The 25,141-nt window shown below is 70.4% G+C and carries 21 protein-coding genes; 11 read left to right on the top strand and 10 right to left on the bottom strand.

Translation table 11 applies throughout. The features are described 5' to 3' along the window. The first annotated feature begins 328 nt into the window (after window positions 1–328). From OG975_RS12700 to OG975_RS12680, 5 genes are all read left to right on the top strand, one after another. The gene (locus OG975_RS12700; protein WP_406329217.1) at window positions 329–1,348 is read left to right on the top strand and encodes a TraR/DksA family transcriptional regulator; all 1,020 of its coding nucleotides are present in this window, start codon (window positions 329–331) and stop codon (window positions 1,346–1,348) included. Between the two features lie 92 nt (window positions 1,349–1,440). Continuing rightward, window positions 1,441–2,064, top strand: coding sequence for a signal peptidase II (lspA, locus tag OG975_RS12695; protein WP_406329216.1), 624 nt, complete (start codon window positions 1,441–1,443; stop codon window positions 2,062–2,064). A gap of 141 nt (window positions 2,065–2,205) precedes the next feature. Further along, a complete protein-coding gene (locus tag OG975_RS12690) occupies window positions 2,206–3,150 on the top strand; it encodes an RluA family pseudouridine synthase (protein ID WP_327428032.1) in 945 nt (314 codons plus the stop codon). Then, on the top strand, window positions 3,147–3,614 hold the full coding sequence (locus OG975_RS12685) for a GNAT family N-acetyltransferase (protein ID WP_406329215.1): 468 nt from the start codon (window positions 3,147–3,149) through the stop codon (window positions 3,612–3,614). Before OG975_RS12690 ends, OG975_RS12685 begins: the two co-directional genes overlap by 4 nt. Window positions 3,615–3,711: 97 nt before the next feature. After that, complete coding sequence (locus OG975_RS12680; protein ID WP_406329214.1) at window positions 3,712–5,298, top strand: Na+/H+ antiporter; 1,587 nt, start codon at window positions 3,712–3,714, stop codon at window positions 5,296–5,298. A gap of 106 nt (window positions 5,299–5,404) precedes the next feature. Here OG975_RS12680 and OG975_RS12675 read toward each other — a convergent pair whose 3' ends face one another. After that, the gene (locus OG975_RS12675; protein ID WP_406329213.1) at window positions 5,405–6,559 is read right to left on the bottom strand and encodes a mechanosensitive ion channel family protein; all 1,155 of its coding nucleotides are present in this window, start codon (window positions 6,557–6,559) and stop codon (window positions 5,405–5,407) included. A 123-nt stretch (window positions 6,560–6,682) separates the two neighbouring features. Here OG975_RS12675 and OG975_RS12670 point away from each other — a divergent pair, with 123 nt between their 5' ends. After that, window positions 6,683–7,252 carry a dienelactone hydrolase family protein gene (locus OG975_RS12670; RefSeq protein ID WP_330303909.1) on the top strand — a complete coding sequence of 190 codons (570 nt, stop codon included), beginning with the start codon at window positions 6,683–6,685 and terminating at the stop codon, window positions 7,250–7,252. An 81-nt stretch (window positions 7,253–7,333) separates the two neighbouring features. Here the strand turns inward: OG975_RS12670 and OG975_RS12665 are convergent, their stop codons facing one another. From OG975_RS12665 to OG975_RS12650, 4 genes are all read right to left on the bottom strand, one after another. Continuing rightward, on the bottom strand, window positions 7,334–9,013 hold the full coding sequence (locus tag OG975_RS12665; RefSeq protein WP_406329212.1) for an alkaline phosphatase D family protein: 1,680 nt from the start codon (window positions 9,011–9,013) through the stop codon (window positions 7,334–7,336). A 110-nt stretch (window positions 9,014–9,123) separates the two neighbouring features. Next, window positions 9,124–9,933 (bottom strand): thioredoxin domain-containing protein, encoded by an 810-nt coding sequence (locus OG975_RS12660; protein WP_406329211.1) that lies wholly within the window; start codon window positions 9,931–9,933, stop codon window positions 9,124–9,126. A 94-nt stretch (window positions 9,934–10,027) separates the two neighbouring features. Then, entirely contained in the window at window positions 10,028–10,714 is a 687-nt protein-coding gene (locus OG975_RS12655) for a hypothetical protein (protein WP_406329210.1), read from the bottom strand. A 133-nt stretch (window positions 10,715–10,847) separates the two neighbouring features. Then, window positions 10,848–12,176: a DUF2252 domain-containing protein gene (locus tag OG975_RS12650; protein ID WP_406329209.1), complete on the bottom strand. Its 1,329-nt coding sequence runs from the start codon at window positions 12,174–12,176 to the stop codon at window positions 10,848–10,850. A gap of 237 nt (window positions 12,177–12,413) precedes the next feature. Between OG975_RS12650 and dnaE the strand changes: the two genes are divergently transcribed. After that, complete coding sequence (gene dnaE / locus OG975_RS12645) at window positions 12,414–15,953, top strand: DNA polymerase III subunit alpha (protein WP_406329208.1); 3,540 nt, start codon at window positions 12,414–12,416, stop codon at window positions 15,951–15,953. Window positions 15,954–16,112: 159 nt separating this feature from the next. On the opposite strand, the gene OG975_RS12640 is transcribed toward dnaE, so the two are convergent. Next, complete coding sequence (locus OG975_RS12640; RefSeq protein WP_330303903.1) at window positions 16,113–16,292, bottom strand: hypothetical protein; 180 nt, start codon at window positions 16,290–16,292, stop codon at window positions 16,113–16,115. Between the two features lie 224 nt (window positions 16,293–16,516). Between OG975_RS12640 and OG975_RS12635 the strand changes: the two genes are divergently transcribed. From OG975_RS12635 to OG975_RS12620, 4 genes are all read left to right on the top strand, one after another. Continuing rightward, window positions 16,517–17,734 carry an NYN domain-containing protein gene (locus tag OG975_RS12635; protein ID WP_406329207.1) on the top strand — a complete coding sequence of 406 codons (1,218 nt, stop codon included), beginning with the start codon at window positions 16,517–16,519 and terminating at the stop codon, window positions 17,732–17,734. Window positions 17,735–17,983: 249 nt separating this feature from the next. After that, a complete protein-coding gene (locus tag OG975_RS12630) occupies window positions 17,984–19,006 on the top strand; it encodes an ABC transporter ATP-binding protein (RefSeq protein ID WP_406329206.1) in 1,023 nt (340 codons plus the stop codon). A gap of 115 nt (window positions 19,007–19,121) precedes the next feature. Next, window positions 19,122–19,943, top strand: a complete 822-nt coding sequence (locus tag OG975_RS12625) for an ABC transporter permease (RefSeq protein ID WP_406329205.1) — start codon at window positions 19,122–19,124, stop codon at window positions 19,941–19,943. A gap of 34 nt (window positions 19,944–19,977) precedes the next feature. Further along, window positions 19,978–20,634: an AAA family ATPase gene (locus OG975_RS12620; protein ID WP_406329204.1), complete on the top strand. Its 657-nt coding sequence runs from the start codon at window positions 19,978–19,980 to the stop codon at window positions 20,632–20,634. A 355-nt stretch (window positions 20,635–20,989) separates the two neighbouring features. Here OG975_RS12620 and ybaK read toward each other — a convergent pair whose 3' ends face one another. The 4 genes from ybaK to OG975_RS12600 form a co-directional block, all read right to left on the bottom strand. Next, window positions 20,990–21,493, bottom strand: coding sequence for a Cys-tRNA(Pro) deacylase (gene ybaK / locus OG975_RS12615; RefSeq protein WP_406329203.1), 504 nt, complete (start codon window positions 21,491–21,493; stop codon window positions 20,990–20,992). A 31-nt stretch (window positions 21,494–21,524) separates the two neighbouring features. Further along, the gene (locus tag OG975_RS12610) at window positions 21,525–22,265 is read right to left on the bottom strand and encodes an LON peptidase substrate-binding domain-containing protein (RefSeq protein ID WP_406329202.1); all 741 of its coding nucleotides are present in this window, start codon (window positions 22,263–22,265) and stop codon (window positions 21,525–21,527) included. 11 nt (window positions 22,266–22,276) lie between these two features. After that, complete coding sequence (locus OG975_RS12605) at window positions 22,277–23,317, bottom strand: hypothetical protein (protein WP_406336249.1); 1,041 nt, start codon at window positions 23,315–23,317, stop codon at window positions 22,277–22,279. A gap of 164 nt (window positions 23,318–23,481) precedes the next feature. Next, window positions 23,482–25,062: an oxidoreductase gene (locus OG975_RS12600; protein WP_406329201.1), complete on the bottom strand. Its 1,581-nt coding sequence runs from the start codon at window positions 25,060–25,062 to the stop codon at window positions 23,482–23,484. Window positions 25,063–25,141 lie beyond the last annotated feature (79 nt).

The following is a 25,141-nucleotide window of genomic DNA, read 5'->3' as shown; positions in this document are numbered from 1 at the left end:
TGGCTGCGTACGCCGCTACTCGTCCCCATCCACGCTTCTCGCTCCGCCCAGTGTACGGCGCCTCGGGGACAGCGGCCGACCGGTTTTCCGGGGTGTCCCGGTGGCCTGCGCGGTGACCCGAATGGCGAGGTGCGGGCGTCCGGATCCTGGGACGCCGGGCCATGCGGATTACCGGGCGGGGAGCTGGGCACAACGCATGCAGGCTTGTCCCGCGGGACCCGCGGGGCGGGCGAATCGTTGGCGTGCCCCGTTGCCGCGGGCCGGAAGTCGATTTATCGTCCCAGCACGATTCGCGCGCAAGATCACAATATGTGAAGGGGCCGCGGCCATGGTGGCGAAGAAGACCGCCGTACAGCAGTCGGCGTCCGGCAGATCCACGGGTCCGGCGGCCAAGGATGTGGGTGGGAAGAAGACCACGCAGGGGGCTCCCGCGACGGACGCGGTCAAGCCGGTGAAGACGGCTTCCAGGACGGCGACCAAGGCGGTGACCAAGGCGGCGACGAAGAAAACGGCCACCACGAAGACCGCGACCAAGAAAGCGGCGACCACGAAGACGGCGACCACGAAGACGGCCACCAGCAAGGCCGCGACGGCCAAAACGGCGTCTACGGAGACGGCGGCGAGGAAGGCGGCGTCCACGAAGGCGGCGGCTTCGAAAACGGCATCCACGGAGACGGCGGCTTCGAAGGCGGCCACGAAGAAGGCCACCGTGAAGAAGACCGCGGCAGCGGCGACAAAGGCGGTGGCCAAGAAGGCGGCCGGGAAGAAAACCGCAGCCAAGAAGAGCACCAGTACGGCCAAGAAGGCGGTCGCTTCCGCGGCCGAGGGCGCGGCCCAGGCCGCGAAGACGACGGGAGCCACGACGGTGGTTGCGAAGAAGACTCCTGGCACGGCCACGGCGGCGAAGAAGCCCACCCCTCTCCCCAAGGCGCGGATCGCGGCGGCGGAGCCCGGCGAGCTCGCGGTGCGCCCCGGTGAGGACCCCTGGACCCCGGAAGAGGTCGCGGAGGCGCGCGCGGAGCTGCAGTCGGAGGCGCTGCGGCTGAGCACCGAGATCTCGTCGTCGGAGGAGGCGCTCGTGGGTCTGATGCGCGACTCCGGTGACGGCGCGGGCGACGACCAGGCGGACACGGGCACGAAGAACATCACGCGCGAGCACGAGATGGCCCTCGCGGCCAACGCGCGCGAGATGCTGGAGCAGACCGAGCGCGCGCTGGAGCGCCTGGACGCGGGCACGTACGGGCTCTGCGAGAACTGCGGCAACCCCATCGGCAAGGCGCGGATGCAGGCCTTCCCGCGGGCCACCCTGTGCGTCGAGTGCAAGCAGAAGCAGGAACGCCGCTACTGAACGGCGCGGGAGGGCTCCTGAGCACATGGGCCCCAGAGGGTGTGCCGTACCCTCGTCCTCAGTCAGGAACCTAGGTCGAGGGACTCACTCACGTGACAGAGGCGGAGCGCATCATCGGTACGCCGGACATCCCAGGGGCGGCGGGGGCCGAGCCGGAGCAGTCCGACGAGAACGCGGCGTCGGGCGACCGGTCCGCCTCGGGCGAGTCGGCTACGGACGAGCGGCCCAAGGGCAGGCGCAGGATCGCCGTCCTGTTCTCGGTCGCGGCCCTGGCGTACGCCCTCGACCTCGTCAGCAAGATGATCGTGGTCGCGAAGCTGGAGCACCACGCGCCGATCGAGATCGTCGGGGACTGGCTGAAGTTCGAGGCGATCCGCAACGCGGGCGCGGCCTTCGGCTTCGGCGAGGCCTTCACGATCATCTTCACGGTGATCGCCGCCGCCGTGATCGTGGTCATCGCCCGGCTCGCCCGCAAGCTCTACAGCCTGCCCTGGGCGATCGCGCTGGGCCTGCTGCTGGGCGGCGCGCTCGGCAACCTGACCGACCGGATCTTCCGCTCGCCGGGCGTCTTCGAGGGCGCGGTCGTCGACTTCATCGCGCCCAAGCACTTCGCGGTCTTCAACCTGGCCGACTCGGCGATCGTCTGCGGCGGCATCCTGATCGTGCTGCTGTCCTTCCGCGGGCTGGACCCGGACGGCACGGTCCACAAGGACTGACGGGCTCCCAGGGACCCCGGGTCCGCAAGGGCTCACGGGGTCCCTGACGACTGACGTACGAGGCCGTCCGGGGAGTCTCCACGGGCACTGATGTTCGGGACGTGGTCAGGCGGTGTCGGACCCGTCCGGCATACTCGACGGGTGAGCACGATTCCCGAGATCCGTAACCTGCCCGTGCCCGACGGCCTGGAGGGCGAGCGCGTCGACGCCGCCATCTCCCGCATGTTCGGCTTCTCCCGCACGAAGGCCGCCGAGCTCGCCGCGGCGGGGAAGGTCACGGTCGACGGCTCGGTGGTCGGAAAGTCCGAGCGGGTGCATGGCGGCGCCTGGCTCGAGGTGGAGATGCCGCAGGCGCCCGCGCCCGTGCAGATCGTCGCCGAGCCCGTCGAGGGCATGGAGATCGTGCACGACGACGACGACATCGTCGTGATCGTCAAGCCGGTCGGTGTGGCCGCCCACCCGAGCCCCGGCTGGACCGGTCCGACGGTGATCGGCGGACTCGCGGCGGCCGGGTACCGGATCTCGACCTCGGGTGCCGCCGAGCGCCAGGGCATCGTGCACCGGCTGGATGTCGGCACCTCCGGACTGATGGTCGTGGCCAAGTCGGAGCGCGCGTACACCTCGCTGAAGCGGCAGTTCAAGGAACGCACGGTCGACAAGCGTTACCACTCGCTGGTCCAGGGACACCCCGACCCGATGAGCGGCACCATCGACGCGCCCATCGGCCGGCATCCGAACCACGACTACAAGTGGGCGGTCACGGCCGAGGGCAAGCCGTCCGTCACGCACTACGACCTGATCGAGGCGTTCCGCGCGGCCAGCCTGCTCGACATCAAGCTGGAGACCGGGCGCACCCACCAGATCCGCGTCCACATGGCCGCCCACCGGCACCCCTGCGTGGGCGACCTGACCTACGGCGCGGACCCGACGATCGCCAAGCGGCTCGGCCTCACCCGGCAGTGGCTGCACGCGGTGCGGCTCGGCTTCGAGCACCCCGGCGACGGGCAGTGGGCGGAGTTCGCCAGCGACTACCCCGAGGACCTGCAGAAGGCGCTCGACAAGGTCCGCGAGGAGAGCAACGCGTGAGCGACGCGTACGTGCTGCGGGTGGCCGAGGACGCCACCGACCGCGAGGCCTGCTTCGCGGTGCGCAAGGAGGTCTTCGTCCGCGAACAGGGCGTACCCGAAGACCTTGAGTACGACGCCTACGACGCCGGTGCCCTGCATGTGCTGGCCGTGCGGGAGGACGGGGTGCCGCTGGGCACCGGGCGGCTCCTGTCCGGCGAGGCCGCAGCCTCGAAGACCGACGGTGACCTGACGGTCGGCTCGCTCGGGCGGCTCGCCGTGACGAAGGTGGCGCGCGGGCTCGGCGTCGGCGCCGCGCTGGTGGGCGCCATCGAGGACGCGGCACGCGCGCGTGGACTGGCCGCGGTGGACCTGCACGCGCAGACGCAGGCGCTGGGGTTCTACGAGCGGCTCGGGTACGTGGCGTACGGGGCGGAGTTCCCGGACGCCGGGATGCCGCACCGGGCGATGCGCAAAGCCCTGTAAGCCCTGTACGCGGGGATTGCGGGGATTGTCGTAGGCGCGTGGCAGGCTTGAGGTCTGGCTTTTCCTTGATCGCCTAGACCTCGCCGGAGCGCTGACCGTGGATCAGTTGGCCCTGCTGTTCGTGCTGCTGCTCGGGGCCGTGGTGAGCGTCCCGCTCGGAGACCGGTTCGGTCTGCCGGCGCCGGTGCTGATGACGCTCCTCGGGATCGTCCTCGCGGTGGCCGACTTCGTGCCGAACGTGAGCATCCCGCCCGAGCTGATCCTGCCCCTGCTGCTGCCGCCGTTGCTGTACGCGGCGGTGCGGCGCACGTCCTGGCGGCAGTTCGCGGCCAACAAACGGCCGATCTTCCTCCTCGCCGTGGCGCTGGTGTTCGTCACCACCTTCGCCGTGGCCGCCGTCGCGAGCGCGATCGTGCCGGGGCTGCCGATCGCCGCCGCCGTGGCGCTCGGCGCGCTCGTGGCGCCGCCCGACCCGGTCGCCGCGACCGCCGTCGCGGGACAGCTCGGACTGCCGCGCCGGCTGGTGTCGATCCTGGAGGGGGAGGGGCTCTTCAACGACGTGACGGCCATCGTGCTCTATCACGTCGCGATCGCCGCCGCCGTCAGCGGCACCTTCTCGCCCTGGGGCGCCGGGCTGGACCTCGTGCTGTCCGCCGTCGTCGCCGTCGTCGTCGGGCTCGCGCTCGGCTGGGCCGCGAACAAGGTGATGGACCTGCTCGGCGACGCCACGCTGCAGATCGGGATGACGCTGCTGGTGCCGTACGCCTCGTACGTCCTGGCCGAGGAGCTGCACGGGTCCGGAGTGCTCGCCGTGCTCACCACCGCGCTGTTCCTGGCGGAGTACGCCACCGACGCCGACGACGTCATGACCCGGCTCGCCGGGTCGACCGTGTGGGACGTGGTGGACACGCTCGTCACCGGGGTCGCCTTCGGGCTCATCGGTCTTGAGCTGCACAACGCGATCCGGACGGCGGCCGGGCGCTGGGGCGAGATGCTGGGCTGGGCCGCCGCGATCGTCGTTGTCGTCGTGCTCGTACGGCTGGTGTGGCTGCTGCCGGCGACGTGGCTGACGAAACGGCTGCACGCCAAGCGGGACTACGACGAGGAGATTCCGACGTCATGGCGGGAGACCGTGGTGATGTGGTGGTCGGGGATGCGAGGGGTCGCCTCCGTCGCCCTGGCGCTGGCGATTCCGCTGGAGATGGACGACGGGTCGCCGTTCCCCGACCGGGACGAGATCGTGTTCATCGCGTTCGGGGTGATCATGGCGACGCTGGTGCTCCAGGGGCTCACGCTGCCGTGGCTGGTCAGGAAGCTCGGGGTGCGGGCCGACACCGACGTCGAGAAGGCCTTCGAGAAGGAGCTGGCGATCCGTGCGGCGAAGGCCGCGAAGCGGAGACTGCGGGAGATCGAGCAGGTGGAGGAGCTGCCGGAGGAGGTGTCCGAGCAGCTGCTGCGCAGAGCCTTCGACATCGGGGTGCGGATCAGTCCCGACATGGGGGACGAGGAGCGGCGCGAGGCATCTGTGCAGCGGGCTCGGCGGATGAAGCGGATGCGGCGGATTCAGGCGGAGATGATGAGCGCGGCTCGGCATGAGGTGCTGTCCGCGCGGAGTGAGCCGGGGGCGGATCCGGAGATCGTGGACAGGGTGCTTCGGCATCTCGACGTGCGGAGCCTGCGGTGATCTCCCGCCCGCGTACTGCCCGTTTCCGGTTTCGTGACGAGTGCACGTTTCCCGTAGGGGTTTCTCGCCGTCTGCGCCCGGCGGTCCGTGGATCGGTCTGACGGTCTCAACCGCGGCCGGGGCCCGTCCGTGGTGGTTCGTGTGCGGTGCGGCCGTGATCCGGACGCGCTGCCGCCCCGTCCGCCCCGTCGGAATCGCCGCGCTCCGCACGCGATGTACTGCCCGGCGGCAGCACCGCGTCCGCCGTGTTGACGCGGGGGAGTGCGTAGGGGTGCTCCTCGGTCAGCCAGTGGATCATCCGCTCGCGGACCGTGACCCGTACCGTCCAGATGTCGTCCGGGTCCTTCGCGGTGACCAGGGCGCGTACCTGCATGGTGTTGGGCGTCGAGTCCGTGACGGCCAGGCCGAAGTTACGGCCGTCCCAGGCCGGGCACTCGCGCAGGATGTCGCGCAGCTGCTCGCGCATCGCTTCCACGGGCGCGGAGTGGTCGACGTGGAAGAAGACGATGCCGGTCATCTGGACGCTGCCGCGCGACCAGTTCTCGAAGGGTTTCGAGGTGAAGTACGAGACCGGCATGGTGATCCGGCGCTCGTCCCACGTCCGTACCGTCAGGAACGTCAGCGTGATCTCCTCGACCGTGCCCCACTCGCCGTCCACCACGACTGTGTCGCCGAGGCGGACCATGTCGCCGAAGGCGATCTGCAACCCGGCGAAGAGGTTGGCGAGCGTGGACTGTGCGGCGACACCGGCGACGATGCCGAGGATGCCGGCCGAGGCCAGCAGCGAGGCACCGGCGGCGCGCATCGCGGGGAAGGTGAGCAGCATCGACGCGACCGCCACCACGGCGACGATCGCGGACACCACGCGCTGGATCAGCGTCACCTGTGTGCGCACCCGGCGGACCCGCGCCGGGTCGCGGTGGGCGGTCGCGTAGCGGGTGTAGGAGGTCTCGACGACCGCCGTCGCGATGCGTACCAACAGCCACGCGACGGACCCGATGAGGAGCAGCGTCAGGAACCGGCCGACGCCGATCCGGTGGTCCGTCAGGAGCTTCGCCCGGTCGTAGGAGCCTCTCAGCAGGGCCGCGAACAGCACGAGCTGGAAGGGGACACGGGCGCGGCGGAGCAGGCCCCACAGCGGGGTGGCCTCGTGGTGCCGGTCGTCGGCCCGTCGCAGCAGGCGGTCCACGACCCACCCGACGAGCAGCGTGAGCACGACCGAGCCACCGATGACGATCAGCGGGCGCAGTACGTTCTCCATGCCTCCGACCGTATCCGGCCAGGGGCCGTCATGAACATGTGGTCCCGGCCCGAAGATCTGCTTCGGGCACGGCCGTGCGGTCCCGGCCCAGCGTTGTCAGTGCCGGCTGGCACCATGGGGCTCATGAACATCATGCTCTTTCACTCGACCTACGGGCTGCGGCCCGCGGTGCGCGCGGCGGCGGACCGCCTGCGCGCCGCGGGACACGAGGTGTGGACGCCTGACCTCTTCGAGGGGCGCACCTTCGAGACCGTGGAGGAGGGCATGACCTTCAACGAGGAGATCGGCAAGGACGAGCTCCTCAAGCGCGCGGTCCTGGCCGCCGCGCCCTACTCCGAGCGCGGCCTGGTGTACGCGGGATTCTCGCTCGGCGCCTCCATCGCGCAGACCCTGGCCCTGGGCGACGAGAAGGCCCGCGGGCTGCTGCTCCTGCACGGCACGTCGGACATCGCTCAGAACGCGTCGGTGGACGAGCTGCCGGTCCAGCTGCATGTCGCCGAGCCCGACGCGTTCGAGACGGACGACTGGCTGAGCTCCTGGTATCTGCAGATGCGGAGAACCGGGGCCGATGTGGAGATCTACCGGTATGCCGGCGCCGGCCATCTCTACACCGACCCCGACCTGCCCGACTACGACGGCGAGGCGGCCGAGGCCACCTGGAAGGTGGCGCTCGGCTTCCTCGACAGCCTGTAGAGCCGCCGCCGGGAGGCCGGAGGCTCCGGGAGGTGCCGCTCTGGCGTCACACCGGGTCGTGGCCTCACACCGGTCGTGGCGTCACACCGGGTCGTACGTCCGCTCCACCTTCTGCGTGCCGCTGCGCGTGCGGTACGAACGGACCCAGGACGAGGTCGCGTTCGGGTCCGTGCGGTCGGAGAGCACGTAGTAGTCCATCTGCGCGCGGTCGGCGGTGATGTCCAGGACGCCGTAGCCGTGGCGGTCGGTGTCGACCCAGTGGACGTGCCGGTTGGCCGCGCGGATGATCGGCGAGGCCACGGCGGAGACGGTGCCTTCCGGGACCTTGACGATGTCGTCGAGGTTGTCGGAGGTGACCGAGGTGACGACGAACTCCGTGGCGGCGGAGGCGGACAGCGGGTACGTACCGGCGTCGACCGGCACATCGTTCGCCCAGGCCATGTGGATGTCGCCGGTCAGGAAGACCGTGTTGCGGATGGCGTTGGAGCGCAGATGCGCGAGCAGTTCGCGGCGGTCGTCCGTGTAGCCGTCCCACTGGTCGGTGTTGAGGGCGATGCCCTCCTGCGGCAGTCCGAGCAGCTTGGCGAGCGGCTTGAGCAGGTCGGCGGGGAGCGAGCCCACCGAGAACGGCGAGATCATCACCGAGTTGCCGACCAGGCGCCAGCTGGTGTCGGAGGCCTTGAGCCCGGCCTTGAGCCAGTCGAGCTGGACCCGGCCGGTGATCGTGCGGTCCGGGTCGTCGACCGAGCCGCTCGCGGTGGACGCCTGCTGCGAGCGGAAGGACCGCAGGTCGAGCAGGGAGAGGTCGGCGAGCTTGCCGAAGCGCAGCCGGCGGTAGGTGGTGCCCTCGATCGCGGGACGCACCGGCATCCACTCGAAGTAGGCCTGCTTCGCGGCGGCCTGGCGGGCCGTCCAGGTGCCCTCGGCGCCCTCGGTGTGGTTGACCGCGCCGCCCGACCAGGCGTTGTCGGCGAACTCGTGGTCGTCCCAGATCGCGACGACGGGCGCCTTGTGGTGCAGGGACTGGAGGTCCGGGTCGGTCTTGTAACGGCCGTGCCGGGTGCGGTAGTCGGCGAGGGTGAGGATCTCGCCCGCAGGGGCGTGCGGCCGTACGACCGTCCCGCGCGCCGCGTACTCGCCGGACTTGTACTCGTAGATGTAGTCGCCCAGGTGCAGCCAGGCGTCCAGGTCGCCGCGCGCGGCCAGGTGGCGGTACGGGGAGAAGTAGCCGGCCTCCCAGTTGGCGCAGGAGACCACACCGAAGCGCAGACCGGTCACGGCGGCGTCGGCGGCCGGGGCGGTGCGGGTGCGGGCGACGGGGGAGTCGGTGCCCCCGGCGGAGAAGCGGAACCAGTAGTCGGTGGCCGGTTCCAGACCGCGGATGTCCGCCTTGACGGTGTGGTCGGAGGCGGCCGACGCGGTGGTGGAGCCCTTGGTGACGATCGTGCTGAACGCCTTGTCCTTGGCGACGGTCCAGCTGACCTCGGTGTCCGGGCCGATCCCGGAACCGGGTATCGCCTCGGAGGTGGGTGTCACCCGGGTCCACAGCAGGACGCCCTCGGGCAGCGGGTCACCGGAGGCGACGCCGTGCAGGAAGGCCGGTGCCTCGGTGGCGGCACGGGCGGGCAGCGCGGCCGCGAGCGGAGCGGCGAGGACGGCGGTGGCGGCCGCGGCCTTGACGACCGTACGGCGGCGCGGGGCGCGGGAGTTGACGGCGCCCGGAACGTTGTGCGGCTCGGAAGATCTGTATCGACTGGTCACGGGCGATGAGGTTACCGATCAGTACAAGCCAAGAGCGGGCGAACTGGCAAAAGTTCGCCCGCTCTTCGAGAGCTGGTCGCCCAACGCGCCCGTCAGGGGGTGCCGGTGGCTCAGGCCTTCAGCGCCGCGTCGATCGCCGTGGTGAAGTCCGCGACCGTCATCGGGGCGTTGCCGTCCGAGGCGGTCAGCGTCTTGCCGTCCATCTTGAAGGTCGGTGTGCCGGTCACACCGCTGTTGTTGAACTTGTCGGACATGGTGAGCGCCCACTTGTCGTAGGTGCCGTCCTTCACGGCCTTCTGGAACGCCGTGTTGTTCTTCAGAGCGGACACGGTGTTCGCGACCTTGATCAGGTAGGCGTCGCTCTTGAACTTGTCGTCCGTCTCCTCCGGGTGGTACTTCGTCGAGTAGAGCGCGCTCTTGTACTCGAAGAAGGCCTCGGGGCTCACGTTCAGGGCGGCGCCGAGGGCGCTGAGCGCGTTCTTGGACCCCTCGCCCGCGCCGTTGTTGTCGATGAACGTGGCGCCGATGTACTGGATCTTGTACTTGCCGGCGTCGAGGTCCTTCTTCACGGTCGCGCCGACGGTCTGCTCGAACTGGGCGCAGATCGGGCAGCGCGGGTCCTCGTACTCCACGAGGGTCTTCTTGGCGGTGCTCTTGCCGACGACGACCGTCGTGCCGTTGGTGCCGGTGGTGTTGGCCGGCTTGACGAGCTTGTCGTTCTTGGCCGCCTCCCAGTAGGTCGGCTTGTTGTTCTGCACCACGGCGTAGCCGATGCCGCCGGCTATCGCGAGGACGCCGACGGCGGAGCAGGCGACGATGACCTGCCGCTTGACCTTGTCGCGCTTGGCCTGGCGCTCGCGCTCCTCGCGCAGGCGCTCACGGGCTGCCGTCTTCGCGGCCTTGCTGTTCCGCTGGCTCATATTGGTGATCTCCATGTGGGACGCGCACATGCCGTACGCGGGATACGTAAGGGGGACTGCTGGTGCTCAGATGACGTCGCTCAGGCGGACTTGCTTACGCGAAAGCGACAGAACACGGCGGTCCACGCCGTCCCAGGGAGTGCACGAACAGGCGCGTACGGGCGGTGGCCGCCCGGCGCGTGGTGCGCGGCAGCCGGCGGACCGGAGCGAGCCGTACGGTCACCGCGGCGACCGCGATCAGCAGCGGCCGGAAGGTGGCCGCGGCCACCGCGCGCAGCAGCTGGTCCAGGGCCCGCTCGCCGCGGCGCAGCCAGGCCGCCGCGAGGAGCCCGACACCGACGTGCGCGCCGAGCAGCAGCCAGGCGGCGGCCGGGTCGGCGTGCGCGAGCAGGGCGGCCGCGCGGTCGGTGCTGCCGCCGGTCACGCGGGCCAGCGGGGTGCCGACAGTGCCGCCGCCGCACAGGAGGTCGAAGCCGACCGAGCGCAGCGGGCCCGCGACCGGGCCGCCCGCCCTGCCGTAACAGACGTGCTGCCCCGTGGTGAACACGGTGTCGGCGGCCAGCTCCAGCGGGATCAGCAGGGCCGCGATCCGCCCGAAGCCGCGCTCACGGCCGGCCAGCGCGTACGCGATGACGAAGACGGCGGCGGCGATCGCGGCCACGGTGCTCAGCGGCAGCGGGACCCGGGACAGCAGCACGTGCGACGCGGTGGAGAGCGTCACGACGAAGGCCGTGAACAGCGCCGCGCGCACGGCTCTGAGCTGGGTCCCGGATATGTCCATAGCGGAGGAGAGTCTCCCACGCGCTCCCGTAAGAGACCCCTAAAGGGTTCCTGTGCGTTACGGGAGCGTTGTGGGACCGCTACCGGAGGGCCGGCAGCGCCGTACGGACGTCTGTGTCTCTACAGGTGTGTCTCTACAGGCCAGGGATCCGGCCGTTGCGGAAGAGATCCACGAAGATCTGGTGATCGGCACGCGCGCGTGCGCCGTAGCTGTGCGCGAAGTCCACCAGGAGGCCCGCGAAGCCGTCCTCGTCGGCCGCGATCGCCGCGTCGATGGCCCGCTCCGTGGAGAACGGCACCAGCTCCGAGTGGCCACTCTCGTCGTCCGCCGCCGCGTGCATCGTGGCCGTGGCCCGGCCGAGGTCCGCGACGACCGAGGCGATCTCCTCCGGGTCGTCGATGTCGCCCCAGTCCAGGTCCACCGCGTACGGCGACACCTCGGCGACCAGCTGCCCGGCGCCGTCCAGCTCGGTCCAGCCCAGCCACGGGTCGGCGTGCGCCTGGAGGGCGCGCTGGGAGATCACCGTGCGGTGGCCCTCGTGCTGGAAGTACTCGCGGATCGAGGAGTCCGTGATGTGCCGGGAGACGGCCGGGGTCTGGGCCTGCTTGATGTAGATCACGACATCGTTCTCCAGGGCGTCGCTGTTGCCCTCCAGAAGGATGTTGTACGACGGCAGGCCGGCCGAGCCGATGCCGATGCCGCGGCGGCCCACGACGTCCTTCACGCGGTACGAGTCCGGGCGGTCCAGGGAGGACTCCGGCAGCGTCTCCAGGTAGCCGTCGAACGCCGCGAGCACCTTGTAGCGGGTGGCCGCGTCCAGCTCGATGGAGCCGCCGCCGGGCGCGAAGCGGCGCTCGAAGTCACGGATCTCGGTCATCGAGTCGAGCAGCCCGAAGCGGGTCAGCGAGCGGGCGTCGCGCAGCGCGTCCAGGAGCGGGCCCTCGGCGGTGTCCAGGGTGAAGGGCGGTACCTCGTCGCTCTTGGCGCCGGTGGCGAGGGCGTGGATGCGCTCGCGGTACGCGCCCGCGTACACCGTGACCAGCTCGGTGATCTGCTCGTCGCTGAGCGCCTTCGCGTACCCGATGAGCGCCACGGAGGCCGCAAAGCGCTTGAGGTCCCAGGTGAAGGGGCCGACGTACGCCTCGTCGAAGTCGTTCACATTGAAGATCAGGCGGCCCTGGGCGTCCATGTACGTGCCGAAGTTCTCGGCGTGCAGGTCGCCGTGGATCCAGACCCGGGAGGTCCGCTCGTCGAGGTACGGTCCGCCCCGCCTCTCTTGGTCGAGGTCGTGGTAGAAGAGGCCCGCCGTGCCCCGGTAGAACGCGAAGGCGGAGGCCGCCATCTTGCGGAATTTCACGCGGAACGCGGCCGGGTCGGCGGCCAGGAGCTCGCCGAAGGCGGTGTCGAAGACGGCGAGGATCTGCTCGCCGCGTTGCTCGGCGCTGAGCTGCGGAACCGACATCGCGGGGTGCCTCCTGGTGCAGGTGGTGCGGTGATTTGGCAGGACGGACACGCCGTCCCCCCGGACGGCTGGTCCGTCCACTTCCAACGGACGAAGGTACGCGGGAGTGCCCGGGTACCCCGCACGAAGGTACGGCTGATCGCCCGCAGAGTGTCAGTCCCGCGTCATAGACTTCGACGCTGTCCCCCCAGACTGTCCGCAGCCTGTCGCCGATCGTTCTTCTTGGAGGCCGAAGCCGTGTCAAAGCCGCCGTTCACGCACCTGCACGTCCATACCCAGTACTCGCTGCTGGACGGTGCCGCGCGGCTCAAGGACATGTTCAATGCCTGCAATGAGATGGGCATGACCCACATCGCCATGAGCGACCATGGCAACCTCCACGGGGCGTATGACTTCTTCCACACGGCGAAGAAGGCGGGCGTCACGCCGATCATCGGCATCGAGGCGTATGTCGCTCCGGAGTCCCGGCGCAACAAGCGCAAGATCCAGTGGGGTCAGCCCCACCAGAAGCGCGACGACGTGTCCGGTTCGGGTGGTTATACGCACAAGACGATCTGGGCGGCCAACAGGACGGGCCTGCACAACCTCTTCCGGCTCTCCTCGGACGCGTACGCCGAGGGCTGGCTCCAGAAGTGGCCGCGCATGGACAAGGAGACGATCTCCCAGTGGTCGGAGGGGCTCATCGCCTCCACCGGCTGCCCCTCCGGAGAGCTCCAGACCCGGCTGCGCCTCGGCCAGTACGACGAGGCACTGAAGGCGGCCGCCGAGTACCAGGACATCTTCGGCAAGGACCGCTACTTCCTGGAGCTGATGGACCACGGCATCGAGATCGAGCGCCGGGTCCGCGACGGCCTGCTGGAGATCGGCAAGAAGCTCGGCATCCCGCCCCTGGTGACGAACGACTCGCACTACACGTACGCGAACGAGGCGACCGCCCACGACGCCCTGCTGTGCATCCAGACCGGCAAGAACCTCTCCGACCCGGACCGCTTCCGCTTCGACGGCACCGGCTACTACCTGAAGTCCACGGACGAGATGTACGCCATCGACTCCTCGGACGCCTGGCAGGAGGGCTGCGCCAACACCCTCCTGGTCGCCGAGCAGATCGACACCACCGGCATGTTCGAGGCGAAGAACCTCATGCCGAAGTTCGACATCCCCGAGGGGTTCACCGAGGTCACCTGGTTCAAGGAGGAGGTCCGCCTCGGCATGGAGCGCCGCTTCCCCGGCGGCATCCCCGACGACCGTCAGAAGCAGGTCGAGTACGAGATGGACGTCATCATCCAGATGGGGTTCCCGGGGTACTTCCTCGTCGTCGCCGACTTCATCATGTGGGCCAAGAAGCAGGGCATCGCGGTGGGCCCGGGCCGTGGTTCCGCGGCCGGTTCGATCGTCGCGTACGCCATGGGTATCACCGACCTCGACCCGATCCCGCACGGCCTGATCTTCGAGCGGTTCCTCAACCCCGAGCGCGTCTCCATGCCCGACGTCGACATCGACTTCGACGAGCGTCGGCGCGTCGAAGTGATCAGGTATGTGACGGAGAAGTACGGCGCCGACAAGGTCGCCATGATCGGCACGTACGGCAAGATCAAGGCGAAGAACGCCATCAAGGACTCCGCGCGCGTGCTGGGCTACCCGTACGCCATGGGCGACCGGCTCACCAAGGCCATGCCCGCCGACGTCCTCGGCAAGGGCATCGACCTCAGCGGCATCACCGACCCCTCGCACCCGCGCTACGGCGAGGCCGGCGAGATCCGGGCGATGTACGAGAACGAGCCGGACGTGAAGAAGGTCATCGACACCGCCAAGGGCGTCGAGGGCCTGGTCCGTCAGATGGGTGTGCACGCCGCCGGCGTCATCATGTCCAGCGAGCCCATCGTCGACCACGCCCCCATCTGGGTGCGGCACACGGACGGCGTGACCATCACGCAGTGGGACTACCCGCAGTGCGAGTCGCTCGGCCTGCTGAAGATGGACTTCCTGGGTCTGCGCAACCTGACCATCATGGACGACGCCGTCAAGATGGTGAAGGCCAACAAGGGCATCGACCTCGACCTGCTGGCCCTGCCGCTCGACGACCCGCAGACCTTCGAACTGCTCCAGCGCGGCGACACCCTCGGCGTCTTCCAGTTCGACGGCGGCCCCATGCGCTCGCTGCTGCGCCTGATGAAGCCCGACAACTTCGAAGACATCTCCGCCGTCTCGGCGCTCTACCGTCCCGGCCCCATGGGCATGGACTCGCACACGAACTACGCCCTGCGCAAGAACAAGCTGCAGGAGATCACGCCGATCCACAAGGAGCTCGAAGAGCCCCTCGAAGAGGTCCTGGCGGTCACCTACGGCCTGATCGTCTACCAGGAGCAGGTACAGAAGGCCGCCCAGATCATCGCCGGGTACTCGCTCGGCGAGGCCGACATCCTGCGCCGCGTGATGGGCAAGAAGAAGCCCGACGAACTGGCGAAGAACTTCACCATCTTCCAGGCCGGCGCCAAGAAGAACGGCTACAGCGACGAGGCGATCCAGGGCCTGTGGGACGTACTGGTCCCCTTCGCCGGCTACGCGTTCAACAAGGCGCACTCGGCCGCGTACGGACTGGTCTCGTACTGGACCGCCTACCTGAAGGCGAACTTCCCGGCCGAGTACATGGCGGGTCTGCTCACCTCGGTCAAGGACGACAAGGACAAGTCCGCGATCTATCTGAACGAGTGCCGGCGCATGGGCATCAAGGTGCTGCCGCCCAACGTCAACGAGTCGGAGCAGAACTTCGCCGCCCAGGGCGACGACGTGATCCTCTTCGGCCTCTCCGCCGTCCGCAACGTCGGTACGAACGTCGTCGAGTCGATCATCAAGAGCCGCAAGGCCAAGGGGAAGTACGCCTCCTTCCCGGACTACCTCGACAAGGTCGAGGCGGTCGCCTGCAACAAGCGCACCACGGAATCGCTGATCAAGGCCGGCGCGTTCGACACGATGGGGCACACCCGCAAGGGCCTCACCGCGCAGTTCGAGCCGATGATCGACAACGTGGTGGCGGTCAAGCGCAAGGAGGCCGAGGGCCAGTTCGACCTCTTCGGAGGGATGGGCGAGGAGGAGACCAGCGAGCCCGGCTTCGGGCTCGACGTGGAGTTCACCACCGATGAGTGGGACAAGGCCTATCTGCTCGCCCAGGAGCGGGAGATGCTCGGTCTGTACGTCTCCGACCACCCGCTCTTCGGCCTGGAGCACGTCCTGTCCGACAAGGCCGACGCGGGCATCTCCCAGCTCACCGGAGGTGAGCACGCGGACGGCGCGGTGGTCACCATCGGCGGCATCATCTCGGGCCTCCAGCGCAAGATGACCAAGCAGGGCAACGCCTGGGCCATCGCCACGGTGGAGGACCTCGCGGGCTCCATCGAGTGCATGTTCTTCCCGGCGACGTACCAGCTGGTGTCGACGCAACTCGTCGAGGACGCCGTCGTGTTCGTCAAGGGCCGCCTCGACAAGCGCGAGGACGTGCCGCGGCTCGTCGCGATGGAGCTCCAGGTCCCGGACCTGTCGAACGCGGGCACCAACGCACCCGTGATCCTCACCATCCCGGCGCTCAAGGTCACCCCGCCCATGGTCAGCCGCCTCGGTGAGATCCTCAGCCACCACAAGGGCGAGAGCGAGGTCCGCATCAGGCTCCAGGGCCCGAGCAAGACGACGGTGCTGCGGCTCGACCGGCACCGCGTGAAGCCGGATCCGGCGCTCTTCGGTGATTTGAAGGTGCTGCTGGGCCCGTCCTGCCTGGCGGGCTGAGACAGGGCGGCCAAAGACGGGGCGGCACGGCCTGAGACGGGGCGGGCCGGCACACGTCAACTGAAGTACGCGAGGGGCGCATCCGCGATGGGATGCGCCCCTCGGTGTGTGCCTGGGCTTCAATAGCCCGGTCGGGCTTCAACAGCCCTGCGCGTGGCCTCAGTTGTGGCCGAAGCGCTTCTGGTGCTTACGGGCAACATCCGCCGGGCTGCCCTGCGCCTGCGACATCGGCGACTGCTGTGCCTCCGCCGAAGAACGCTGCGCCTGCTCCTGCGCACGCTCGGCCTGCGAGGAGCGGTCCTGCTGGGTGCCCTGCTTGCGGTTCTTGTTCTTGGCCATGGGGATCTGCCTCCTGAGGGGGATCTAGGGGCCAGGGCCGCGACCAGATTCACATAGGCTGACAAGCGGCGCATTTCGGAGAATTACCGTGCGTAATAAGCCCTGTCGGGGAGTGTTCTCTCGATACGCCACGCCGAAGATCGAGTTCCGGCCGTTAACCTCCGCGCGGTCGGGCAGACTCGAAGGAAGCCCGAAGCAAACCTCCCGGAAAGAGGGTGGATCGAGTGGACCGCTGCATCGTCCTGGTGGACGCCGGGTATCTGCTCGGGGCTGCTGCCAGTCTTCTCGCCGGGGATTCCTCCCGCTCCCGGATCACCGTCGACCACGCCGCCCTCATCCAGGGCCTGCGCGAGCGCGCCGAGTCCGACACGGAGCGGCCCCTGCTGCGCATCTACTGGTTCGACGGCGCCCCCGACCGTGTACCGCAGCCGGAGCACCGCAGGCTGCGCGTGATGCCGCGCGTGACAGTGCGCCTGGGCGCGCTGACCCGTAGCGACGGGCGGTGGGCGCAGAAGGGCGTCGACGCCGCCATGCACGCCGAGCTGACCGAGCTGGCGCGCAACCGTGCCTGCTCCGACGTGGTCCTGGTGACCGGCGACGGGGATCTGCTGCCGGGCATGATGGCCGCCAAGGAGCACGGGGTCGCCGTACACCTGTGGGCCGTGCAGGCCGCGGACGGCGACTACAACCAGTCCGAGGACCTGGTGGCCGAGGCCGACGAGCGGCGCGTGCTCGACCGGGCCTGGATCACCAAGGCCGTACGCGCCAAGGAGCTCGGCGGGATCTGCGCGCCGCCGCCCGCGCCGCGCCCCGAGATCGCCGCGATCCTGTCCGCGCCGCTGCCCGAGTCGGCGCTCACCGCGGCGGCGGAGCGGCCCGCGCCGGAGACGGAACACCACTCGGTGGCCGAGTCGCCCAACGGCACCGAGGAGCGCGTGCCCACGCCCAAGGGCGTCCCCACTCCCAAGGATCTGGCCGCGCTGCGCGGACCGGGCACACAGGCCGCCCAGCACCCCGCCAGCGCGACGCTGCGCTGGTCCTCGGACAAGGGGTGGGTCGAGCGGCCCGGGGGCGCCACGGAGTCAGCGGAGGCCGCCGCGCTGCCCACCCTCGCCCAGCTCACCTCCGCCGAGCAGCGGTGGGCGGACCGGGAGGAGGACATCACCACGGTGGGTGGCGATCCGTACGAGGTGGGACAGGTGTTCGCGCGGCGGTGGATGGAGCGGCTCACCGACCAGAGCCATTTGCCGAAGCTGTCCACGATGTATCCGCGGATTCCGCATCGGGTGGACGGGGAGCTGCTGCGGTATGCGGCTCGTTTCGGGCTGCTCGCGCACAAGGACGACCAGATCGATGAGCATGATCGGTATGCGATTCGGGCGGGGTTCTGGCGGGAGATCGATGTGCGTACGGCGGCGGAGCATGCGCCTGTGGGGGAGTGAGACGCCTCAGACCCCGTTCGGTCGTGTTTCGGCTGCGGGGCGGTGGGGGTTGCTCGCGCCCACGCGGCGGAGCCGCACAATGTCACAGCCTCGCGCCCCTGAAGGCACGGGGCTGCGCCCCTGTGCCCCGGTGGGAATTTGGCGGCGGGGCGGTGGGGGCTGGTCGCGCAGTTCCCCGCGCCCCTTACGGGGCGCTCCATCAGCCCCCGGGCGCATAACGGGGCATCGGACCCCGTAGGCTCGTCCTTCGTGAGTACGCGCACGGCAGGGGCAGTCCGGGATGGGCACAGGGGCGATGTCGTGTGCTCGGTGCGCGCGCTGAGCAAGACCTATCGGGCTGTGCGGGGACGGCGTGGGACTCCGGGTACGCCTGAGGTGCGGGCCGTCGACGGGGTGCGTCTGGATATTCGGCGCGGTGAGATCTTCGGGCTGCTCGGGCCGAACGGTGCCGGTAAGTCCACTCTCGTGCGGCAGCTGACCGGGCTCATGCGGCCCGACAGCGGCAGCGTCGAGATTCTTGGGCACGACATCGTGCGTCACCCTGAGCGGGCGGCGCGGATTCTCGCGTACCTCGGGCAGGAGTCCACCGCCCTCGACGAACTGACCGTGTCGCTCGCCGCGGAGACGACCGGGCGGCTGCGCGGGCTGGAGCTTCGTGAGGCGCGGGCCGAGCGGGACGCCGTACTCGACGAACTGGGCCTCGCGCGACTCGCCTCCCGCGTACTGAAGAAGCTCTCCGGCGGGGAGCGGCGGCTCGCCTGCGTCGCCGCCGCGCTCGTGGGGGAGCGGCCGCTGCTCGTCCTCGACGAGCCGACCACCGGTATGGACCCCCTCGCCCGCCGAGCCGTCTGGGCCGCCATCGACCGGCGCCGGGCCGAACGCGGTACGACCGTCCTGCTGGTCACCCACAACGTCATCGAGGCCGAGACCGTCCTCGACCGGGTCGCCGTCCTCGACAAGGGCCGCGTCATCGCCTGCGACACCCCGGCCGGGCTGAAGGAGCGGGTCGCGGGCGAGGTACGGGTCGAGCTCGTCTGGCGCGAGAGTGCTCCGCTCGACGTCCCCGAGGTCGCCGCGCTGCGCGCCCGCGCCGTCGAGTCGGGCCGCCGCTGGACCCTGCGGCTCGCCCCCGAGGAGGCCCGCGCGGCCGTCGCCACGGTCACCGGAGGCGCCGCCTTCGCCGCCCTCGACGACTTCACACTGGCCACGCCGAGCCTGGAGGACGTGTACCTCGCGCTCGGAGGCAATACCCAGGGGCTGGTGAAGGCGTGAGCACGAGGGGCCCGGGAACCGTACGGGAGGCGGGAGCCGCGGATGTACGGAACCCGTGGGAGGCTGCGGGCGTTGGGAACAGGACGGCTGCCGGAGTGAAGGGGAGCAGCGCGACGTGAGTGTCGTACCCGCTGGAGTTCTGCCGGGCAGTGCGCTGCCTGCGGCGGAGGACGCCGGCGATGCCGCGGAGCTGGGGCCGCGTGCGCGGCTGTGGCCGTCGCTGGCCGCCGTGTACCGGGCGCAGCTCTCCCGGGCGCGCGTCGCGCGGATCCCGCTGCTGTTCGTGGCCACCTTCCAGTCCGTCGGCATCATGATCATGATGCGGGGTGTGACGGACGGCGGCGGCGAGGCACGCGCCGTGGTGGCCGGGTCGACGGTCCTGGTGGTCGCCTTCGTCGCCCTCAACCTCCTCGCCCAGTACTTCGGGCAGCTGCGGGCCAGCGGAGGGCTCGACCACTACGCGACGCTGCCGGTGCCGCCGGCCGCCGTGGTGCTCGGCGCGGCGGGCGCGTACGCGTCCTTCACCGTGCCCGGGGCCGTCGTCACCGCCGTCTTCGGGTGTGTGCTCTTCGGGCTGCCGCTGGCGCACCTGTGGGTGCTCGCCGCGGTCATCCCGCTCGCGGGCGCCGCCCTCGCCGGGCTGGGGGCCGCTTTCGGGCTGCTCGCGCCGCGGCCCGAACTCGCCACGCTGCTCGGGCAGCTGGGTATGTCGGCGGCGCTGCTGCTGGGGGTGCTGCCGGGGGACCGGATGCCGCCCGTCGTGCAGTACGCCCGTGATCTGCTGCCGTCGACCTATGGCGTCGAGGCCTTCGCGCGCACGTTCGGGGCGCATCCCGACTGGGCCGCCGTCCTCGGTGACCTGGCCGTCTGTGCCGGTGTCGGAGTGGCCTCGCTGGCCCTGGCGACCTGGGCGTACCGCCGGGCAGCCGTCCGGTGACGCGGCGGACAGCCGGGCCTGGCACGATGTCAGGGTGACCGCTCCGTTGACTCCGCCTCCGCCGCCGCATGAACCGTCTCCGCACAGTGCCTGGCAGGCTTCGCCCGTTCCTGGGGATACGGCTCCCGCCGCGTACCGGGCCGCGTATGAAGTCTCGTATGGACAGGACGGTCCCGGGATGAAGACCGAAGTGCGGGAGGCCGCCGTGATGACGGTGGCGGTGGCGCTCGCCGGGGTGCTGCTCGGGGTGCTGTGGTGGTGGCTGGCGCCGCATGTGCCGCTGATCGCGGACGACAGCGCGGTGTATCTGAAGGACACCGAGGGCGAGCAGGCCATCGGGGTTGATGGAACGTTCACTCTGCTTGCGCTGGGGTTCGGTGCGGTCAGTGCGTTGTGCCTGTTTCTGGTGCGGCGGCGTGGGGGTGTGCCGCTGGTGGTGGCGCTGGCCGTCGGGGGGCTGCTCGGGTCGCTGCTGGCGTGGCGGGTCGGGGTCTGGCTCGGGCCCACGCAGGACGTGGTCGCTCATGCCAAGGCTGTGGGCAAGGGGGTTACCTTCTCCGCGCCGTTGAAGCTTGGGGCGAAGGGGGCGTTGCTGGCGTGGTCGCTGGCGGGGCTGGTGGTGCATCTTGGGCTCACCGCGTTGTTCGGGCCGCGGGATCCTGACCCGTACGGGGCGCCTCCGGCGGGCTAGGCAGGGGGTTTCGCCCCCGCCGCCCCTACCCGTCCCATCCCGTTCCTGGGGGCTGCGCCCCCAGACCCCCGCTAAAAGATTGCGCAGTTCCCCGCGCCCCTAAAAGGGGCGCGGGGAACTGCGCAATCTTTTGGACCAGCCCCCACCCACCCGCAGCCGACACACAACCCCCCGGGGTCGAAGGGGCGGAGCCCCTGGGGATGGGACGGGTAGGGGCGGCGGGGGCGAGGAACCGTTGGTTATGCCGGGCGGTGGCCGTGGTTTGCGCGGCCCTTTTTGATGCGCCACTTGCGTTTGCGGGTTTTCTTCGACATGTCTCTCGTGCTTAGCCGAGGACGGGAGGTACGTCGAGGGGTCACGCACGGGCGACGGGTGCGGAGACTGCTTCCGTGAGGGCCGTCAGGTCGGCGGGTGTGAGTTCGACCTCCAGGCCTCGGCGGCCGGCCGAGACGCAGATCGTGGCGTGGGCGGAGGCCGAGGCGTCCAGCACCGTGGGGAGTTTCTTGCGCTGGCCCAGGGGGGAGATACCGCCGCGGACGTAGCCGGTGGTGCGTTCGGCGGCTGCCGGGTCGGCCATGGCGGCGCGCTTGCCGCCCACTGCCGTGGCCAGGGCCTTCAGGTCGAGGGAGCCGGCCACCGGGACCACGGCGACGACGAGGGAGCCGTCCACGTCCGCGACCAGCGTCTTGAAGACCCGGTCCGGCGAGACGCCCATCGCCTCGGCGGCCTCCTCGCCGTAGGAGGGGTGCGAGGGGTCGTGCTCATACGCGTGCACCGTGTACGAGACGCCCGCCGCCGTCAGGGCCACCGTCGCGGGGGTACCCCCGGACTGCTGCTGCTTCTTCGACTTCTTCGCCAAGGTGCGGACGCCTTACTTCAGTTGAGTCGCCTCAGTTGAGACTTGTCGGGCCGCGCGTCAGGTCCGACGCCGGCAACGACGGCAGATTACGGATGATCGCGGTCTCCGCGCGCAGCAGTTTCAGCTCCGCACGCAGGCGCGACGCGGTGTCGGGGGCCTGCAGCAGCTGCTGCTTCGCCGGGATGTCCAGCATCACGGCGGCCGCCACGAGGTAGGAGACCACCGCGGGTTCGTCCGGGAGGTCGGCGCCCGTGGACAGGGAGCGTTCGCGCGCGCCCGCCAGGCGCTTCTGGTACTGGCGGAAGGCCCGCAGGACGCCCTCGGCGAGCGCACCCGCCTCCTCGCCGGGCTCCTCGGGCAGTTCCTCCAGCTCGGCCGTGAGGAACGGACCGGACGCGTCCACCGACAGCAGCCGCACCCGCGTCGTCCCCGTCGCCAGCACCTCGAAGCTGCCGTCGGCGCGCTCCCGGATGGTCGCCGCGTCCGCGATGCAGCCCACCTCGTGGAAGGCCTTGGCGGGGTCGTCGCCGAAACCGGCGGCGGGCCCGCGCTCGGGCACGGCGGTCTGGTCCGGCATGCCGGGTGCGGTGGGCGCGACCTCGTGGCCGTCGCGGATGGCGACGACGGCGAACCGGCGCGGTTCCTCCTCAGGGGTCTTGAGCAGATCGCGCATCATGGCGCGATAGCGCTCCTCGAAGATGTTCAGAGGAAGCACGAGTCCCGGGAAAAGCACCGAGTTCAGGGGGAAGAGCGGAAGCCGGACGGTGGTCACGACGCGAAAGCCTAATGGTCGCCGGAGCGGGCGCGTCCGTCGTGCCCACTTCCTGGATGCGGGTCAGGCTGCGGCCGGCCCAGCGGAAGGCCCGAGGCGACCTCCAGACGGACGCCGTCGCGCAGCTCCAGGAACTGGCCGAGCGGGTCGTCCGACACCTGGTCCCAGGGGAACGACGTCGCGTACGGGCCGATCAGCCGGAGCTGGTCGAGGGCGTCCCGCCAGCGCTCCAGCCTGATCAGGACGTAGGTGAGGAGGTTGCGGACCTCCGCGGGCCACGCGTCGGCGGCGGTGTAGGTCGCGGAGACCGCGATCGCGAGGTCGGCCGCCGCGTCGAGGCGCTCGCGCGGCACCACGGCCCCGCCGCCCTCGGTCAGATAGGCGAAGGCCGCGCGCACCGGCAGCGCCTGTACCAGGGAGCCCGGCAGCGCGTCCTGCGCCGCCCGCTCGGCGAAGTCGAAGCACTCGCGGTGCGAGCCGTACCAGGCGGCCGACAGGTACTGCAGGGCGGCCACATGGCAGCCGTAGTGGTGCGGGGAGCGCCGTACGGCCTCGCCCCACAGCTTCTCGTACTCGGTGTGTCCGACATGTGTGCCGCGGGCGTGGTCGAGCGCGATCCGCCAGGGCACCGGATCGCGCGGATCTCCCTCGGCGGCGGCGCTGATCAGCGGACCGACCTCGCGCAGCAGCTCGATGCGGGCGGGCGACTCCCAGCCGCGGCGGACGGCCAGCTCGGCCTTGACCAGCAGCGCGTCCGGGTCGTGCGGGCAGGCGCTCTGCCATTCCCGGAGCCATTCGTCGCGGGAGCGCGCGAAGGTCGCGAGGCGCATCGCGTACCGGTCGCGGTTCTCCCACTCGGCGGCCTCGCGCGTGGTGGCGAGCAGCTTGGCGGCGGGGCCGTACTCGCCGCGGCCCGCCGCGACGAGCGCGGGGCCGAGGCGCTCGTCCGGGGCGTCGAGCAGTACTTCGTCGTCGGCCGGCAGTCCGGCGGCGAGGCGGGAAGTGTTCCGTGCCATCCGTGCCGTACGGATGAACGCGCGCAGCAGAGCCATGGTGAAGACCATTGAAAGCCGCAGGTCGGAGCAGTACCAGAGGGTGCGCGGTGACACTTTCGTAACCGTCGTTTGGTTGTATGGCCGACGGTCAAGGACGGGTAAAAGGTGACTGTTGTTCTACTGTTCGACGTCTATGTGTACGGGGCCGCGCGCCCCCTCGGTCAGCCTCGCCGCAGCAGCCGTGTCGCCCCCGCCGCCACCGTCGTCGCCAGGATCCAGCCGAGGAGGATCACCGCCGCCGCCAGCCACTGCCAGCCGCCGCGCAGCTGCCAGAAGCCGACCTGGCCGAGGTCGATGACCGGCAGCAGCAGGTCCAGGGCGAACAGCGAGGCGTTCCACGGGGGATGCCCGTCGCCGTTGACCGGCGGATGGCTGGCGTGGGAGAACGCGACCGACGTCGCCGCCCACAGCACCGCCATCCACAGGGCGGCCCGCCCCGGCCGGTACCCGTAGGCGACCGTCCAGTCCTGCGCGTACCCCCAGAGCTTGGCGGCCGGCGGCAGGGTCTCGCGGCGGCGGCGCTGCTTGGCGAGCAGCACCTCGCGGGCGTCCTCGTCCTCGCCGGAGTTGCGCAGCACCGTGGCGAGGCGCTCGTACGGCTCCGGGTTGTACTCGGCGGTCGCCGCCGCCACCCACTCAAGGCGCCGGGTCAGCGGGAACGCGCCCTGCGGCACGAGGTTCTCGTAACCGAAGCCGCCCATGTGGAGGCTGCCGGGCCCCGGCCAGCTGGACGCCCTGTCCACCAGGTTGACGACCCGGGCGCCGGACAGGATCACCTTGCCGCGCTCCGGTCTCTCCCCGAGGAAGCGCAGCTCGGGCGTCTGGACCCGGCGCAGCGACAGCTCCTGGTCGTCGTCGAAGGTGAAGCGGGCCCGCTCGAAGTCGACCGCGTCCCCGAACCGCCCGTCGTCGAGCCGGATCCCGCCCTGGCACTCGAACCGCTGCACCAGCGTGCCGCGCGCCGGGGTCGTCCCGCTGGTCAGCAGCGGATTGCCGACACCCGCGGGGGTCAAGTAGAGCGTGCGGTTGACGGTCAGCTGGGGTGCGTTCAGGGCCAGACGTGTGTACGGGTTGCTCAGCTTGCTGCCGCGCAGGCTGAGCGAGACGCCGACGGTGGCGCCGCGCAGACTCAGCTCGCCGTGCGACTCCAGCATCTCGGCCTGGAGGTCCTGCCCCACGGTCATGCCGTCGCCGGTGAGCGAGCGGCCGCGCCGGTCCCGGTAGACCACGGCCTGGTTGAGCAGCAGATCCGTGCCGATGTGCGCGTCGGTGAGGCGTACGCCGTTGTGGAACCGGCAGCGCGGCAGATGCAGATCGCCCTCCGTGTGCACCCGGGCCGCCTCCAGGCGCGGCACCGAGCAGTCCACGAACCGCGCGGTCGTGAACCGGGCCTCCGGCAGCAGGATCTCCTTCTCGAACCGGCACCCCTTCATCTCCACGTACGGCACCACGGTGCCGCCCGCGAGATCGAGCACGTCGGTGATCTGCACGCCGGTCAGCTTCAGCGAGGCGACCCGGCCCTGGAGGGCGGGCGGGCCGTCCAGCAGCAGCCAGGCCACTATCCGGGCCCGGACGCTGCGCTCGGGGCCCCAGGGATGGCCCCCGTGCGGATCGTCGACCGTCATGTCACCGCTGCGCAGGTCGTACACGCTCCCGTTGCGGAAGGCCTGCCACATCCCGGCCTCGGTAGCGGTCAGTTCGTCCGGCAGGTCCCCACCGCGGATGCCGGCACCCTCGGTCACGGCTCTTCCCTTCCTCCCCAGCTACTCGCGGGTTTCGTACAACCGTCCAATGCCCGCTCTGTGACGGCCCGAACGCTAC

It is taken from the genome of Streptomyces sp. NBC_00203, assembly GCF_045206325.1.
In the GTDB taxonomy this organism is placed as follows: Bacteria; Actinomycetota; Actinomycetes; order Streptomycetales; family Streptomycetaceae; genus Streptomyces; species Streptomyces lutosisoli.
Note: the sequence above shows the minus strand (reverse complement) of the source record. Positions and strands in the feature narration are given on the sequence as shown.